Genomic DNA, 15,250 nt, shown 5'->3' on the forward strand with positions numbered 1-15,250 from the left:
GGCAAAATAAAAAGCCCCCAAATCGAGGAGGCTTTTTGTTTAGTAAGTTAAAGCATGCTGCCTATGATATCAGCTTGGCTTTACGGGATTATGGCCAATCTCAATTACTTACGAAAGGCGAGTAAAGCACCGACGACAACAGAAGCTGAGCCAGCCATGATGTACCACATGGTGTCATCAGTGAACTTGCCCGTGAATGTTTCAGTCAATTGATCGCCCAGTGATTGTGATGCGTTGTAACCAAAAAATAACAGAATGGCACCGATGACTAGTAAGACGACGCCCAAAATTTTATTACCAGACATGCACGCTCTCCTCAGGTTTATTGAAATTATGCAGACACCATAGCGTAATTTTTAACGCTGTGATGTGAAAAGCGGCGGATAGTTGGAGGCAACGTGAGATGAACACGCTGAATAACTTTGCTTTCATGGGGGCAATGATGTTGAGCTTTCCTGTTTTAGCGGATGTTCAGCAACAACTCGATGCTGAGTGCGAAGCGGCAAGAGTCCTTAAATTGGCACCAGAGCGTACCGAACTAATCCAAAACTGTGTGGCTAATGAATCGAAAACCTTAGCCGAATGTCAGCATTTTTATCGTGATCACGGTGCTGCGCTGATGCGTCAGGGTGAGGTCATTCGAGCGCCTTTATATTACGATTTACCAGCTTGCCAGGAAGCCTTTGAATATCGACAGCGTTATCGGCGAGCAGATTAAACATTGAAGATGCACATGTTTTTGGCTTTTGGGCCTGAAAAAACAATCACTTGTCTGTACTATTTCCCTTAAAAAGCGTATCCTTACGGCCCTTTGCAAATCTAAGATTTTATGGCCGGAAAACTTTTTATCAGAACCTTTGGCTGCCAGATGAACGAGTACGACTCGAACAAGATGGCCGAAGTGCTGGGTAGCTCACATCAACTGGTGCCAACTGAAGTCGCTGAAGAGGCTGATGTTCTGTTGCTTAATACCTGTTCGATTCGTGAAAAAGCACAGGAAAAAGTCTTCCATCAATTGGGTCGCTGGAAGCGCTGGAAAGACAAAAAACCACATCTAGTGATAGGTGTTGGTGGTTGTGTAGCCAGCCAAGAAGGTGAGGCCATTCGTAAACGTGCGCCATGGGTTGATTTAATTTTTGGCCCACAGACACTGCACCGTTTGCCAGAAATGCTTAACGAAGTCCGCAAAAACAATAAGCCTGAAATCGATATTTCTTTCCCTGAAATTGAAAAGTTCGATCATTTGCCAGCCCCACGAGCTGAAGGCCCGACAGCTTTTGTTTCGATCATGGAAGGTTGCAGCAAATACTGCACATTCTGTGTTGTGCCTTATACCCGCGGTGAAGAAGTTAGTCGTCCGGTTGGCAGTATTTTGCGTGAGATTCGTCAATTGGCGGCGCAAGGCGTACGTGAAGTTAACTTATTGGGTCAAAACGTTAATGCTTACCAAGGCATTATCGAAGATGATGAAACAGCAGATTTGGCGCTACTCATCCACTACGTTGCTGCGATTGAAGGCATTGACCGTATCCGCTTTACCACTTCGCATCCGGTGGAGTTCTCTGACTCGCTGATTCAAGCGTTTGCTGAGGTGCCTGAGTTAGTGAACCATCTGCATTTACCTGTGCAGTCTGGTGCGAACCGTATTTTGGCGATGATGAAACGTGGCCATACTGTTGCGCAATACATTGAAAAAATCGAACGTCTGAAAGCGATTCGCCCTGAGCTGAGTATGTCTAGCGACTTTATTGTTGGTTTCCCGAATGAAACTGAACAAGATTTCCAAGACACCATGGATCTGATTAACCAGATTGGTTTTGATCATTCTTTCAGCTTTATTTATAGCGCCCGTCCGGGTACACCTGCGGCAATGTTTAATGATGATGTTAGCGAAGACGTTAAAAAACAGCGGCTGCAAATCATGCAAGATCGTTTGCGTGAGCTAGAAATGGACATCAGCCAATCAATGGTCGGCAGTGTTCAGCGCGTATTAGTTGAGCGTGCTGCGCACCGTTATGAAGGCGAATTGGCCGGTCGTACCGAAAACAATCGAGTCGTCAATTTCCCTGGCGACGACACGCTAATCGGCAAATTTGTTGATGTGCATGTGACTGAAGCACACAGCAACTCCTTGCGAGCAGAACTGCTTGCTGATAGCGTTATCCTCTAAGCCATTCACGGATATTATTTGTGAGCGAAACCACTGCGTCATTAGACAGCATTAGCTTTGAATTAAGCCCTGCGGATAATCCGCGTCTTGCCAACCTGTGTGGCCATCTAGACGAACATATTCGTATGATGGAGCGCGGCTTTGGTGTTGAAATCAATAATCGCGGCGTCAAATTCCAGATCATTGGTCATGCTGACAAGCTGGCGGATGTTCAGGATGTGATTCACACCTTGTATGCCGAAACGGCCCAAACGGTGTTGGCACCTGAACAAGTCCACTTAGCAATTCGCGAAGTTGGCGGTGCGGATTCAACCGGATTTGAAGTCGAAAAAGAAGTCACCATCAAAACCAAACGTGGTTTGGTGAAAGCCCGTGGTGAAAATCAGCAGGCGTATCTTCGCCGCATCATGACCCACGACATTAACTTTGGTATTGGTCCTGCTGGTACAGGTAAAACCTACTTAGCGGTTGCTTGTGCTGTTGAGGCTTTAGAGCGTGATTTTGCGCGCCGTATCGTGTTAGTTCGTCCTGCGGTTGAAGCTGGTGAGCGTTTAGGTTTCTTACCAGGTGACTTGGCACAGAAAGTCGATCCTTATTTGCGTCCTTTGTTTGATGCGTTATATGAAATGCTGGGCTTCGAGCGTGTTGCCAAACTGATTGAGCGTAATGTCATTGAAGTTGCGCCACTGGCTTATATGCGTGGTCGTACCTTGAATGAAGCATTTATCATTTTGGATGAAGCGCAAAACACCACAACCGAACAGATGAAAATGTTTTTAACCCGTTTGGGTTACAACTCAACGGCGGTTATCACCGGTGATATTACCCAGATAGATTTACCTGCCGCCCACCGCAGTGGCCTGCGTCATGCCATAGAAGTGTTGAAAGACGTTGAGGGCATTGGTTTCACCTTTTTCCAAGCCAAAGACGTGGTGCGCCACTCTCTGGTACAAAAAGTGATTCTTGCTTACGATAAGGCTGAAAGAAAACAGTGAACGTTTTCATAGATTTGCAACCGGTAAGTGATAACTTTTGTCCGGATGCAACCCAGTTTCAAGCTTGGGCCGAGGCTGCGTTGCAAGAAGTTGCGGAAGATTGTGAGTTAAGTATTCGTATTGTCGATGCTGAAGAAAGCCAGCAGCTCAATTATGAATATCGTGGTAAAGGCAAACCAACGAACGTGCTGTCTTTTCCTTTCGAATCTCCCGTACCATTAGAACCAAGATTGTTAGGTGATTTGGTGATCTGCGCGCCGGTAGTTGCGGCAGAAGCGGCCGAACAGCAAAAAACGGAATTAGCACATTGGGCGCATTTAACCGTTCATGGTTGTTTGCACCTTTTGGGCTATGATCACATCAATGATGATGATGCCGTAGAAATGGAAAGTCGTGAAATCGCCATTTTGCGACAGTTTGATATTGAAAATCCCTATATTGAATCGAGGGTAACGCCATGAACGAGGGCCGACCGAGTCGCTCAAGTAACCCGCAGTCCTGGGTAAAGCGACTAAGTAATTTATTTTTAGAGCCAAAAGATCAAGAACAACTGATCGAGCTTATCCGAAGCGCTTCTGAACGACATATTTTGGATTCTGAAGCATTAGCGATTGTTGAGGGCGCACTCAGCGTCTCACAAATGCAAGCACGTGACATCATGATTCCGCGCTCGCAAGTCGTCATGGTCTCTCGTGACGCACCCGCTGCAGAAACTCTCAAACTTGTTACCGAGACAGCTCACTCACGTTTCCCTGTGATTGATGATGACCGCGATGATGTTATCGGTATTCTGTTGGCCAAAGATCTCCTGACAGCGGTCGTCAATGCTGGGGAATTTGATTTTGATTTACGTGAACTACTTCGTCCAGCTGTCTTTATTCCGGAAAGCAAACGCCTCAATGTATTACTGAGAGAGTTTCGTGCTCGTCGTAATCATATGGCGATTGTGGTTGATGAATACGGCGGTGTTGCCGGTATGGTCACCATTGAAAACGTACTAGAACAAATCGTCGGCGAAATCGAAGATGAACATGATATCGACGATGATGCACCGATTTTGCAGCGTGATGAAAACACTTACACCATCAAAGCATTAACCCCAGTTGAAGACTTCAATGAGTTTTTTGAAGTGGAGTGGAGTGATGATGACTTTGATACAGTCGGTGGCCATGTCGTTAATCAATTTGGCCATTTACCGGGCCGTAATGAGCAGATCACCATCGACCGGTTTGAATTTACAATCTTACGCGCTGATAACCGCCGTGTGCATTTAATGCGTATGACGGTGTTGCCTGAAGTAATTGAGAGCGAGGCAGACGCAGAATAATGTTTAGTGAGCGTCGCTCGAAGTTGCGTGGTCCTCTAGGCAGTTGGCTTGCGTTAATGGGCGGTGCGATGTTGCCGCTGGCATTTGCTCCTTTTTATGGCTACCCAATCGCGGTCGTCAGTCTCATTTTATTATTTGTTAGTTGGCGTGACGTCAAACCGCGTCAGGCATTTTGGCGTGGCTGGCTATTTGGCGTGGGCATGTTTGGCGTCGGCGTTTCTTGGATTTATGTTGCAATACATGAGTTTGGTCAGGCGAGTTGGCCGCTAGCGGGCGGTTTAACGTTAGGGTTTGTCGCGTTTTTGGCCTTAATGCCAGCGGCACTTGGCTGCTTTATAAAGTGGATTAATGATAAGCGCTTAAGCGGCCTTGATTATGTCTTGTTGCTACCTGCCGGTTGGATTGGTTTTGAGATATTCAAAAGCTGGTTTTTGAGTGGGTTTCCGTGGCTGGAAGTCGGTACTGCTCAAATCGATGGACCCTTAGCTGGCATTATTCCGATTTTGGGCGTGTATGGTGCCTCGTGGTTGGTGGCATTGACTGCCGGGCTGTTGCTCACCGCATGGCAACATAAACAGTTGTTGTGGGTTTTGCCGGCAATTTTATTGTGGCCAGCCGCCTCGGCTTTAAATACCATTGAGTGGACTACTGAGAAGGACTCACCCGTTAAGGTCGCAATGATCCAAGGTAACGTGGATCAAGCGATAAAATGGGATCCCGAGCAACTTAGAAACACCTTACAACTCTACGCAAGTTTGAGCGCCCAAAATTGGGATAGCGATCTCATTATTTGGCCAGAAAATGCTGCAACAGCTTTTTATCATCATATTGATGAGGCTTTTTTACTGCCACTAGCAGAAGAAGCTGCCAAGCATAACGCCGAATTGCTGGTTGGTTTGCCAGTGCTGGATGAAGATGGTGAACGCTATTACAACAGCATGGCAAAGTTATCGCCGACACCTGACTTTTATCATAAAAAACAATTAGTACCTTTTGGCGACTATGTACCTTTTGAAACCTTACGTGGGCTAATCGCATTTTTTGATTTGCCAATGTCTGGCTTTGTGCCTGGTCCGCAGCATCAGCCATTGATCCATGCGGCAGGTCAGCCTTTAGGTATTACCATCTGCTATGAAGATGCGTTTACAGAAGAAGTTCGTGCAACGTTGCCTGAAGCAAGTTTGCTAGTGAATGCAACCAATAATGCTTGGTATGGTGATTCTTTTGCACCACATCAGCATTTACAGATTTCACGAAGCCGAGCTTTAGAAGCTGGGCGTCCTGTACTTCGGGTGACAACGAATGGAATTTCAGCGTTTATTGACTACAAAGGTCAATTAGGCACGCAAAGTCCTCAATTTGAACAAGCGGTGATAACGGAATCAGTTCAACCGCGGGCGGGTGCAACACCTTATGTACAGTTGGGGCCATGGCCATTAATTGGCATACTTTTGGTTTTGTTGGCGGGCTGGGCGTATTATCGGCATTTTTACCGTCAAGGCGAGTTCTGATTAAGCTATGCAGCTTTTAACCATTCAGCGAATATTAGGTATTTTGCTGGCGATGTTTAGCATCACCATGCTGCCGCCAATACTCGTGTCATTCCTGTATCACGATGGTGAAGCAAAAGCGTTCATAACCGCATTCGGCCTGTTAGTTTCTATCGGCGCATTACTCTGGTTGCCAGCACGAAAACATCGTAAAGAACTGAAGATTCGCGATGGTTTTATCGTGGTCGTGATGTTCTGGTTAGCGTTGGGCTTTTCAGGTTCGTTACCATTTTTCTTATCCACCGATCCGATGATGAGTTTCACTGATTCGGTATTTGAGTCTATGTCGGGATTGACGACGACGGGTTCCACTGTTTTGACGGGGCTAGATGAGTTACCTCGATCAATCTTATTTTACCGTCAGTTTCTACAGTGGTTAGGCGGCATGGGGATCGTGGTACTGGCGGTCGCGATTTTGCCATTATTAGGCGTGGGTGGTATGCAGCTTTACCGTGCTGAAACGCCGGGCCCAATGAAAGATGCCAAGTTAACCCCTAGGATCACGGAAACAGCTAAAGCGCTTTGGTATATCTACATGAGCCTGACCATTGCTTGTGCGGTTGCTTATCATTTGGCAGGTATGGCCTGGTTTGATGCGATTGGACATAGTTTTGCCACGGTTGCGATTGGTGGTTTTTCTACCCACGACGCCAGTTTGGGACACTACAACAGTGGTGTGATTGAAATGATCGCTGTGATTTTTATGCTCATTTCAGCCTTAAACTTTTCACTGCATTTTATTGCTTGGCGTAATCGTAGCCTCGCCCATTACTGGAAAGACTCAGAGCTAAGAGTGTTTTTAAGCATTATGGTCATCGTATCGATAGTGACCTTTGCCTATTTGTTGATTACCGCAGCCGTTGACGGTACTTCACTTGCCGCTCGCCAAGCCATATTCCAGACAGTCTCCATTGGCACGACTACCGGCTTTACCACCGCTGATTTTGCCTATTGGCCAGGTTTTTTGCCGATCTTATTGCTATTTGCCAGTTATATCGGTGGTTGTGCATTTTCAACGGGTGGCGGCATGAAAGTCATCCGTGTGATGCTGCTATTTAAGCAGGGCTATCGTGAAGTGTTACGGCTTATTCATCCGAATGCCGTGTTTGCGATTCGGGTAAATGGCAAAGCGCTACCAGCTAAAATTGTCGGCGCCGTTTGGGGCTTTTTTGCGCTATATGTCTTTTGCTTTAGCATCATGCATCTGGCGTTAATGTCGACAGGGCTGGATGTGGTGACTTCTTTCTCTGCTGTAACCGCCTGCTTGAATAATCTTGGTCCGGGACTTGGTGAGGTGTCATCAAACTTTAGCAGTATCAATGACACATCCAAGTGGATTCTGTGTGTTGCGATGTTGTTGGGTCGTCTAGAAATCTTTACCTTGCTGGTAGTGCTCACGCCCGCGTTTTGGCGTCGTTAATGTCTGATATTCAGCGTAAATGGGATGCAAAGTATCTAGGTCAAACGACGAGACCTATTGCAGCCGAAGTGTTAATACAAAACCAGCATTTATTGCCTAAAGCGGGTACTGCGCTCGATGTTGCCTGTGGGCGTGGTGGTAACGCTTTGCTTTTAGCTAATCTCGGTTTACAAGTGACAGCGCGAGATATTTCACCTGTTGCGATTCAGCAGTTACAACAATTTTCGAGTGCCGTGAACGCCCAAGTTTGTGATGTTGTGAGTCAGACGCCTGAAGCGGAACAATATGACGTTGTGGTTGTCAGTTATTTCCTAGATAGAGCGTTGGCTGCGAGTATTGTTAACGCATTAAAACCCGGCGGTCTTTTGTTTTACCAAACCTGGTGTCAGCAAAAAACAGCTGACCGCGGTCCAAGTAATCCTGAATATTTGCTGGCGGATAATGAATTACTTCAGATGTTTTCGGGTTTACGGCCACGTTTTTATCGTGAGGAGGCGCTACTAGGCGATGTTTCTCGTGGTCAGCGAGATATTGCGATGTTAGTTGCAGAGCGTGTTGGCTAAGTCTAAACGGAATATTGACAAATTAAACTTGCTGATTAATAAAGGGATCAGTAGAATTACGCGGTTCTAAAGCATCAAACGCCAAGGCGTGTTTTGGCAACCTAACAATTTGCGAGAAATGATATGAAAGCGGATATCCATCCAGAATACAGTGAAATCGACGTTACCTGCAGTTGTGGTAACAGCTTCAAAACCCGTTCTACCCGCGCTGGTGACCTGTCGCTGGATGTTTGTTCAGAATGTCACCCGTTCTACACTGGCAAGCAAAAAATGCTGGACAGCGCTGGTCGTGTTGATAAATTCCGTCAAAAATACGGAAAATAATCAAAGGGGCAATGCCCGTATGAATTTAATCCATCATATTTTTGAACTTATCGTTTCAAAAAAATGGGGATCTCAAAGCCTCCGCCTTCCAGTGGGGGCTTTGTTGTTTTTGGGGTTAACTGCTTGTGCGCAGAACCCTGTCACCGGTAAACAAGACTTTGTCATGTTCAGTGAAGACAAAGAGCTTGCCCTAGGCCGTGAATATCACCCGCAAATCATTAAAGAGTATGGCCGATACGAAGATGAGGCACTCCAAGCCTATGTTCAATCGGTCGGTGAGCGTGTTGCAGGAGTAGGTCACCGTAAAGATCTGGTTTATCGATTTACGGTATTAGACTCACCAGTAATCAATGCTTTCGCTTTGCCTGGTGGCTATCTCTACATAACACGTGGCCTTATGGCTTATTTAAACTCAGAAGCGGAGCTTGCTGCAGTATTAGGCCATGAAGTTGGCCATGTCACGGCGCGTCATGGTGTTCGCCAGCAAAGTGCTGCACAGGCTGCCAATCTTGGTTATACCTTGGGCTCTCTATTTCTTCCGGGTTTACGCAACGCTGGCGCACAAAATGTTTTTAACATTCTTGGCGGTGCCATGTTAAGTGGTTATGGTCGCGAGCACGAATTAGAGTCTGATCGCTTGGGTGCGGAGTATCTCGCCAAGAGTGGATATGACCCTCAAGCAATGATTGAAGTCATTAGTGTTCTGAAAGACCAATCCGTTTTTGCTGAAGCCGAAGCAAAAAAACAAGGTCGTGAATATCAGGGCTATCACGGACTTTTTGCTAGCCATCCTGATAATGACACGCGCTTACAACAGGTCGTTAAAGCGGCAGATCAGTATTTAGCTGCTCGTGGTGGAGAAGTTGGTGAAGAAAAATACTTGAGCCGCATTGATGGCATGGTTTTTGGCGATAGTGAAAAACAAGGTATTCGTTCTGGTCGAAACTTTTACCACAACGAAATGCAGTTTGCGCTTCAGTTCCCTCAAGACTGGCATATCCAGAACAACCCAAGCAACTTGCAAGCAATTGCCCCTGAAGGCAAAGCGTTTATTCAAATGGGTGCAACCGATTTAAACCGCAAGCAAACGCCAGCAGAGTTTATTCGTGATCGTATGAATGTCAGTAATCTGCGTGAAGGTCGTAGCTTTAGTAGTAATGGTTTGGAAGGTTATACCGGCATCACCGAGCAAAATGGCAAGTTGCATCGTTTATCAGTGGTTTATCTCAAAGATAAGGCTTATATCTTTATCGGTGGCGTGAAAAACGAGCCAGAATTTGGTGAGTTCGATAAAGCCTTTTTAGCAACAGCTGACAGTTTGCACGTGTTACGTGAGAATGAGCGTCACTTAGCGAAAGCCCAACGTATTGAGGTGGTGCGGGCAACCAATGATGATAGTTATGCTAAGTGGGCACAATCAACTCGCATCAGCAATAGCCCAATGCAACAGCTGCAATTGCTTAATGGAGATTATCCAGACAAGCAATTACAACCAGGAAGATTGCTTAAACGGATTCGTTGATCAGAACAACTCGATTAACGAATCCTCTTCTTCGCTACCCGCTCCATAACTTTGCGAACTTGTTGCTTCCGGTACTTCATCAGCACGGAATGTTTCATAAATAGCATTTTCGCTATTTGGATGAGCGAGCAAACCTGAATCAGGGTCAATACGAACAGTCACCATATCTACTGGTGGAATAAACTCTTCTTCTGGCACTGAGCGCAGTGCTTCACGCATAAAGTCTATCCACATCGGTAATGCAGCTCGGCCACCAGTTTCATATCGACCTAAGTTGCGTGGGTTATCAAATCCTACCCAACTGACAGCAACTAACTCTGGATTATAACCATTAAACCAAGCATCAACTTGATCATTGGTCGTTCCTGTTTTACCAGCTAGATCATCGCGTCCTAAGCTGAGCGCCTGACGGCCGGTACCTGAACGGACAACATCACGTAGCATGCTATTCATTAAATAGGCATTTTGTGCCGGAATGATTCTCTCAGCAGGTTTAAAGCCCATCCAAGAGCTGGCCAGAGACTGTTCTGTGTCGGCATCAATCTCTTTTGGCTTATCAAGTGGTGCAATACAGGTTTCGCAAACCGTAAATGGCTCAGCTTGCATCAGTATTTCACCATCACCATCTTCAATACGTTTAATAAAGTAAGGTTCAATTCGGTAGCCGCCATTGGCAAAGGTTGCATAAGCTCTCGCCATATCAATAGGCGCAGCACTACCACTACCTAAAGCCAAGGATAAATTTTTAGGTAATTGATCAGGTTCGAAACCAAAACGCTTGGCATAGTCGATAACGTACTCAATACCAATATCTCGCATCAAGCGAATAGAAACCAGATTGCGAGAGTGTGTGAGCGCCTCACGAAGTCTGGTTGGGCCATAAAATTGACCACTGTAATTTTGTGGACGCCATACGTTTTCTAAACCAACATCATCAAACACTACTGGAGCGTCATTCACGACGGTGGCAGCGTTATAGCCTTTTTCTAATGCAGCTGAATATATGAATGGTTTAAAACCAGAGCCGGGTTGACGCTTTGACTGAAGCGCACGGTTAAATTTGCTATTAAAGAAGTCAAAACCACCTTGTAAAGCCGTAATTGAACCATCAAAAGGTGATAATGCGACCATGGCACCTTCGGCTTCAGGGATTTGGGCTAACTGCCATTCTTGTTCATTATCTTGTCGTAAATAAACAATATCGCCTTTAGCAATGACATCACTCAGCTTTTGTGGCCTTTTACCTAAACTATTTGTGCTCAATTTAGGTTGAGCCCAAGCAACCGCAGAGAAAGGAAGCGTAATTTCACCAATACGACGGATGTAAACACTTGCTTCGGCTTTATCGTCGTCAATATTCAGTATTAAACTTGAACGCAGAGGCCCAAATGCTTGGAATGTGTCCAGCAGTTTTTCGGCTTCTTCGGCACTTGGTGCTTCATCAAAAGTAACTTGTTTAAGTGCACCACGATAACCATGACGACGATCGTAAGCTAACAATGCGTCTTGTAATGCTGCAGTTGCAGCACGTTGATGGACAGACTTAATCGTTGTGAATACCTTTAAACCATTTGTATAAAGCTCGTCACCGTATTCATCATAAAGCTGGGTTCGGACCATTTCAGAGATATAGGGTGCGTATACTTCAATATCGCGACCATGATATTTGGCAGTAACCGGTTCATCGATGGCCATTTGATAGGTTTGTTCATCAATAAAGCCAACATCAAGCATACGACTTAACACATAGTTTCGACGAGCTAAGGCTCTTTCCGGATTGTTAATTGGATTAGAAGCTGATGGTGCTTTAGGCAAGCCGGCAATCATTGCCATTTCGGATAATGTCAGTTGTGATAGCTTTTTACCGTAGTAGACTTCTGCAGCGGCACCTACACCGTAAGCTCTGCTACCAAGATAAATTTTGTTGAGATATAGCGCGAGTATTTCTTCCTTTGACAAAGTTTGCTCAATTTGCAGCGCTAAAATAATTTCATTGACCTTACGTAAGTAAGTTTTTTCACGGCTGAGGAAAAAGTTACGCGCAACCTGCATTGTGATTGTACTGCCACCTTGTGATTTTTCACCTGTGACAGCCAGAGCATACACCGCACGAATAATACCTTGATAATCAACCCCTGGATGTTCGAAAAAACGGTCATCTTCAGCAGCTAGGAAGGCATTTATCATTTGTGGAGGGATGGCGTCATACTCCGCAGGCACACGACGTTTCTCACCAAACTCGGCCATTAGCAAACCTTCGCTACTATAAATTCGCATCGGAATTTGCAGGCGAACCTTTCTAAGTTCCTCGGTATCAGGTAATTTGGGCGCTAAAATATAATAAACTGCAGCGATACTGACCACGCCTAGAATAAATAAAGTAAACAGCGTGCTCACTAAACGGAAAAAAAATTTCGACATATGGGTATTTCAGGATCGCAAAAAGAGTGTTAGTAGAGTATATATAAAGTATCGATAAAGCCAGTACATAGGCCCATGTACTTGTTAAAGAACATTTTTTATTGACATATTAAAGATACCTAATAAACTACTTTAACTAACACAGGTAAGTGTTGCTTTATAAATCGGTTCGACCGGAATTGAGGCGAGTCATGTTTGGACGGAAAAAAAATCCGCTACTGGGAATAGACATTAGCTCTTCTGTAGTAAAAGTATTAGAGCTACATAAAAAAGGCGACCGTTTCTTGGTCGAGTCTTATGCGGTTGAGCCTTTACCCGTAAATGCGGTCGTTGAAGGGCGAATCGAAAATGGTGACGAAGTCGCTGGTGCGATTAAGCGCGCAGTCAAACGCTCCGGTTCAAAGGCTAAAGAAGTCGCCGTTGCGGTTTCTGCAAATGCCGCCATTACCAAAACAGTTTCTTTCCCCGCCTCATTATCTGAGCGTGAGCTAGAAGAAAACGTATTACTTGAAGCTGAAAATTACATCCCTTATCCGCTAGAAGAAGTTCGTCTCGACTTTGAAGTTTTAGGGACTTCTGCAGTCGATGCTGAAGCAGTAGATGTATTGCTTGCAGCATCGCGTAGAGAAAATGTTGATGCGCGAACCGACGTCATCGAAAAAGCGGGACTAAAGCCCAAGCTAGTCGATGTTGAAGCCTACACTATGGAAAATGCTTTTACGTTGATTGCTGAGCAGTTACCTCATCATGGACAAGGCTTAACGGTGGGCGTTGTTGATGTTGGCGCAACAGTCACCACTTTACATGTTTTGGTAGACGGGAAAATCGTCTTCACCCGCGAACAAACATTCGGTGGCCGCATGCTTACCGAAGACATTGAGCGCCATTATGGTATGTCTTATCAAGAGGCTGGTCGGGCAAAAAAAGATCCTTCCAGTTTGCCAGATGATTACGTGCCTAAAGTCTTACAACCCTTTAAACGCTCAATGACCATGACGGTCACCAGAGCACTGCAGTTTTTCTTTTCGGCATCTAGTCAGTATCAATCAATCGACCACATTATTTTAGCTGGTGGTTGCGCCTCGATTGAAGGCGTTGACGAAATGATTGAAGCAGAGACGGGTACCTCAACCTCGGTAGCAAACCCATTTGCCGATATGGCTATTGCCTCTCGTATTAAAGTGCAGTCATTAAGCAATGATGCACCGTCAATGTTGATTGCATGTGGACTAGCCATGAGGAGTTTTGACTGATGGCTCATATAAATTTACTGCCATGGCGTGAAGTCCGCCGTCAGGAACGTCAGCAACAATTCTATGTAGCATTGGTGGCGGGATTGATTTTTGCACTAGCGGTGCTGTACTTCGCAACGTCTTTTGCGAATGGCTTGATTGATGAACAAAACAGCCGTAACAGTTATTTGCAACAAGAAATTGCTCAGCTCGACAAAGTCATTAAGGAAATTCAGAACCTAGAAAAAGCGCGGGCTCGACTTGTTGCCCGTATGCAAGTTATTCAAGAGTTACAGGCAAGTAGACCTAAGGTTGTTAAGGTCTTGGATGCGTTGGTTAGAACGGTACCGGAAGGTATCCACTTAGATACAGTTAGTCGTGTTGGTGAAGACTATACTCTGCAGGGCGTTGCCCAAAGTAACGCAAGAGTTTCAGTATTTATGAATCAGTTAGACAACGATGCTGAGTTTAACGAATCAAAACTCAAAGTTGTTGAGAGAACTTCTTCACGACGTGATGATGCAATTCGTAAATTCACCCTCAATGTTGATGAAAGTAAACCTGCTAAAAATGAGGAGGACAAATAATGGAATTATCCTCATTATCCGATCTGGATTTTAATGAAAGCGGTGAATGGCCGTTACCAATTAAAATTATCTCTATCATCCTAATTTGTTTGGTGGTTTGGGGTGCTGGTTACTATTTGATTATCAAAGACAAACGTACTGAGTTAGCTTCACTGGAGCAAAAAGAGTTGGAACTCAGAAAAACCTTTGAGGATAAGCAAGCAAAAGCCGTCAACCTTGAGGCTTACAAAGAACAGATGAAAGAGATGGAAGTTGTTTTCTCAGGCATGCTCGAACAGCTTCCACGTAAAAATGAAGTCGCTGACTTACTGGTTGATATCTCCAGAACGGGATTAATTAATGGTCTGGAATTTGAATTGTTCAGACCAGAAAGTGAGCGACCAATAGATTTTTACGCTGAATTGCCGATTACGATGCGGTTAACAGGTAAATACCATCAATTTGGCGAGTTCGTCAGTGGTGTCGCAGCTTTACCACGTATTGTGACACTCCATAATTTCAAAATGGGGCCACTGAAAGAAGATACTGGCATGATGACGATTGACCTTACAGCAAAAACGTATCGTTATTTTGATGAGAAAGACAAATGATGGGGCCTACAATGCATACTAATGTTTTTCGGCCTGCCCTCATTTTTTGGCTTGCTGCTTTTATTTTGCTGACCGGTTGTCAGCCCGAGAAAGACGATCTAAGAGCCTATGTTGCTGAGGTTAAATCACAGTCTCAGTCGGATATTCCGCCAATACCAGTGATGAAGCCATATGAAAAGTTTGAGTATGCAGCCGAGAATCTCAGGGATCCTTTTGTACCGACAGTGGTTGATGTACCAACTAGTGAGATCGCTGGCAGTTTAGACAATGGCATTAGTCCAGATACTAATCGACGCAAAGAAGCGCTCGAGTTTTTTGCGTTATCAGATTTGCAGTTTGTGGGCACACTTGAACAAGATACTATTTGGGCACTTATTAGAGCGCCTGACAGTGTGATTCATAAAGTGCGTACTGGTAATTATATGGGTAGTAACTACGGTCAGATCTTGGCCATTAGTGACAGTGAACTAAAATTGAAAGAGATCGTGCCGGAAGGCAATGGTTATGTAGAGCGAGAAACCTCTCTTTCTGTGGTAGAGATTAACTAAA

Annotated in this window: 16 protein-coding genes; 14 read left to right on the top strand and 2 right to left on the bottom strand. The window is 45.1% G+C overall.

Annotated elements, in window-relative coordinates; translation table 11 throughout:
- Positions 1 to 104: 104 nt before the first annotated feature.
- Positions 105 to 305, bottom strand: coding sequence for a DUF3185 family protein (locus tag OMP94_RS06365; protein WP_266277358.1), 201 nt, complete (start codon positions 303 to 305; stop codon positions 105 to 107).
- Between the two features lie 98 nt (positions 306 to 403).
- Between OMP94_RS06365 and OMP94_RS06370 the strand changes: the two genes are divergently transcribed.
- The 10 genes from OMP94_RS06370 (at position 404) to OMP94_RS06415 (ending at position 9,871) form a co-directional block, all read left to right on the top strand.
- On the top strand, positions 404 to 718 hold the full coding sequence (locus OMP94_RS06370) for a hypothetical protein (protein WP_266277360.1): 315 nt from the start codon (positions 404 to 406) through the stop codon (positions 716 to 718).
- Positions 719 to 829: 111 nt separating this feature from the next.
- Positions 830 to 2,170, top strand: coding sequence for a tRNA (N6-isopentenyl adenosine(37)-C2)-methylthiotransferase MiaB (gene miaB, locus OMP94_RS06375; protein WP_266277362.1), 1,341 nt, complete (start codon positions 830 to 832; stop codon positions 2,168 to 2,170).
- 20 nt (positions 2,171 to 2,190) lie between these two features.
- On the top strand, positions 2,191 to 3,165 hold the full coding sequence (locus OMP94_RS06380; RefSeq protein WP_266277364.1) for a PhoH family protein: 975 nt from the start codon (positions 2,191 to 2,193) through the stop codon (positions 3,163 to 3,165).
- Positions 3,162 to 3,626, top strand: a complete 465-nt coding sequence (gene ybeY / locus OMP94_RS06385; protein WP_266277366.1) for an rRNA maturation RNase YbeY — start codon at positions 3,162 to 3,164, stop codon at positions 3,624 to 3,626. The genes OMP94_RS06380 and ybeY overlap by 4 nt, the downstream gene beginning before the upstream one ends.
- The gene (locus OMP94_RS06390; RefSeq protein ID WP_266277368.1) at positions 3,623 to 4,492 is read left to right on the top strand and encodes an HlyC/CorC family transporter; all 870 of its coding nucleotides are present in this window, start codon (positions 3,623 to 3,625) and stop codon (positions 4,490 to 4,492) included. The genes ybeY and OMP94_RS06390 overlap by 4 nt, the downstream gene beginning before the upstream one ends.
- Positions 4,492 to 6,003 (top strand): apolipoprotein N-acyltransferase, encoded by a 1,512-nt coding sequence (lnt, locus tag OMP94_RS06395; RefSeq protein ID WP_266277370.1) that lies wholly within the window; start codon positions 4,492 to 4,494, stop codon positions 6,001 to 6,003. The genes OMP94_RS06390 and lnt overlap by 1 nt, the downstream gene beginning before the upstream one ends.
- Before the next feature lie 7 nt (positions 6,004 to 6,010).
- On the top strand, positions 6,011 to 7,462 hold the full coding sequence (locus OMP94_RS06400; RefSeq protein WP_266277372.1) for a TrkH family potassium uptake protein: 1,452 nt from the start codon (positions 6,011 to 6,013) through the stop codon (positions 7,460 to 7,462).
- The gene (locus tag OMP94_RS06405; protein WP_266277374.1) at positions 7,462 to 8,025 is read left to right on the top strand and encodes a class I SAM-dependent methyltransferase; all 564 of its coding nucleotides are present in this window, start codon (positions 7,462 to 7,464) and stop codon (positions 8,023 to 8,025) included. Before OMP94_RS06400 ends, OMP94_RS06405 begins: the two co-directional genes overlap by 1 nt.
- 123 nt (positions 8,026 to 8,148) lie before the next feature.
- Complete coding sequence (gene rpmE, locus OMP94_RS06410; RefSeq protein ID WP_266277381.1) at positions 8,149 to 8,349, top strand: 50S ribosomal protein L31; 201 nt, start codon at positions 8,149 to 8,151, stop codon at positions 8,347 to 8,349.
- 19 nt (positions 8,350 to 8,368) lie between these two features.
- Positions 8,369 to 9,871: a M48 family metalloprotease gene (locus OMP94_RS06415; RefSeq protein ID WP_266277383.1), complete on the top strand. Its 1,503-nt coding sequence runs from the start codon at positions 8,369 to 8,371 to the stop codon at positions 9,869 to 9,871.
- Here the strand turns inward: OMP94_RS06415 and OMP94_RS06420 are convergent, their stop codons facing one another.
- A complete protein-coding gene (locus tag OMP94_RS06420; protein WP_266277385.1) occupies positions 9,872 to 12,292 on the bottom strand; it encodes a penicillin-binding protein 1A in 2,421 nt (806 codons plus the stop codon). It abuts the gene before it with no gap.
- 191 nt (positions 12,293 to 12,483) lie between these two features.
- Between OMP94_RS06420 and OMP94_RS06425 the strand changes: the two genes are divergently transcribed.
- The 4 genes from OMP94_RS06425 to OMP94_RS06440 are packed head-to-tail and all read left to right on the top strand — an operon-like array spanning position 12,484 to position 15,249.
- Positions 12,484 to 13,545, top strand: a complete 1,062-nt coding sequence (locus OMP94_RS06425) for a pilus assembly protein PilM (protein ID WP_266277387.1) — start codon at positions 12,484 to 12,486, stop codon at positions 13,543 to 13,545.
- A complete protein-coding gene (locus tag OMP94_RS06430) occupies positions 13,545 to 14,111 on the top strand; it encodes a PilN domain-containing protein (protein WP_266277389.1) in 567 nt (188 codons plus the stop codon). The genes OMP94_RS06425 and OMP94_RS06430 overlap by 1 nt, the downstream gene beginning before the upstream one ends.
- Complete coding sequence (locus OMP94_RS06435; RefSeq protein WP_266277391.1) at positions 14,111 to 14,701, top strand: type 4a pilus biogenesis protein PilO; 591 nt, start codon at positions 14,111 to 14,113, stop codon at positions 14,699 to 14,701. Before OMP94_RS06430 ends, OMP94_RS06435 begins: the two co-directional genes overlap by 1 nt.
- Before the next feature lie 11 nt (positions 14,702 to 14,712).
- Positions 14,713 to 15,249, top strand: coding sequence for a pilus assembly protein PilP (locus tag OMP94_RS06440; RefSeq protein WP_266277393.1), 537 nt, complete (start codon positions 14,713 to 14,715; stop codon positions 15,247 to 15,249).
- The last annotated feature ends 1 nt before the right edge of the window (position 15,250 follow it).

Origin of the sequence: Methylophaga sp. OBS3 (assembly GCF_026319325.1) — a bacterium.
GTDB lineage: Bacteria > Pseudomonadota > Gammaproteobacteria > Nitrosococcales > Methylophagaceae > Methylophaga.

Excerpts from the sequence above, each read along its gene's own strand:
- OMP94_RS06390 (WP_266277368.1), top strand. The coding sequence starts at position 3,623 with ATGAACGAGGGCCGACCGAGTCGCTCAAGTAACCCGCAGTCCTGGGTA.
- OMP94_RS06405 (WP_266277374.1), top strand. The coding sequence starts at position 7,462 with ATGTCTGATATTCAGCGTAAATGGGATGCAAAGTATCTAGGTCAAACG.
- miaB (WP_266277362.1), top strand. The coding sequence starts at position 830 with ATGGCCGGAAAACTTTTTATCAGAACCTTTGGCTGCCAGATGAACGAG.
- OMP94_RS06400 (WP_266277372.1), top strand. The coding sequence starts at position 6,011 with ATGCAGCTTTTAACCATTCAGCGAATATTAGGTATTTTGCTGGCGATG.
- lnt (WP_266277370.1), top strand. The coding sequence starts at position 4,492 with ATGTTTAGTGAGCGTCGCTCGAAGTTGCGTGGTCCTCTAGGCAGTTGG.
- OMP94_RS06370 (WP_266277360.1), top strand. The coding sequence starts at position 404 with ATGAACACGCTGAATAACTTTGCTTTCATGGGGGCAATGATGTTGAGC.
- rpmE (WP_266277381.1), top strand. The coding sequence starts at position 8,149 with ATGAAAGCGGATATCCATCCAGAATACAGTGAAATCGACGTTACCTGC.
- OMP94_RS06425 (WP_266277387.1), top strand. The coding sequence starts at position 12,484 with ATGTTTGGACGGAAAAAAAATCCGCTACTGGGAATAGACATTAGCTCT.
- OMP94_RS06365 (WP_266277358.1), bottom strand. The coding sequence starts at position 305 with ATGTCTGGTAATAAAATTTTGGGCGTCGTCTTACTAGTCATCGGTGCC.
- OMP94_RS06420 (WP_266277385.1), bottom strand. The coding sequence starts at position 12,292 with ATGTCGAAATTTTTTTTCCGTTTAGTGAGCACGCTGTTTACTTTATTT.
- OMP94_RS06415 (WP_266277383.1), top strand. The coding sequence starts at position 8,369 with ATGAATTTAATCCATCATATTTTTGAACTTATCGTTTCAAAAAAATGG.
- OMP94_RS06435 (WP_266277391.1), top strand. The coding sequence starts at position 14,111 with ATGGAATTATCCTCATTATCCGATCTGGATTTTAATGAAAGCGGTGAA.
- OMP94_RS06440 (WP_266277393.1), top strand. The coding sequence starts at position 14,713 with ATGCATACTAATGTTTTTCGGCCTGCCCTCATTTTTTGGCTTGCTGCT.
- OMP94_RS06430 (WP_266277389.1), top strand. The coding sequence starts at position 13,545 with ATGGCTCATATAAATTTACTGCCATGGCGTGAAGTCCGCCGTCAGGAA.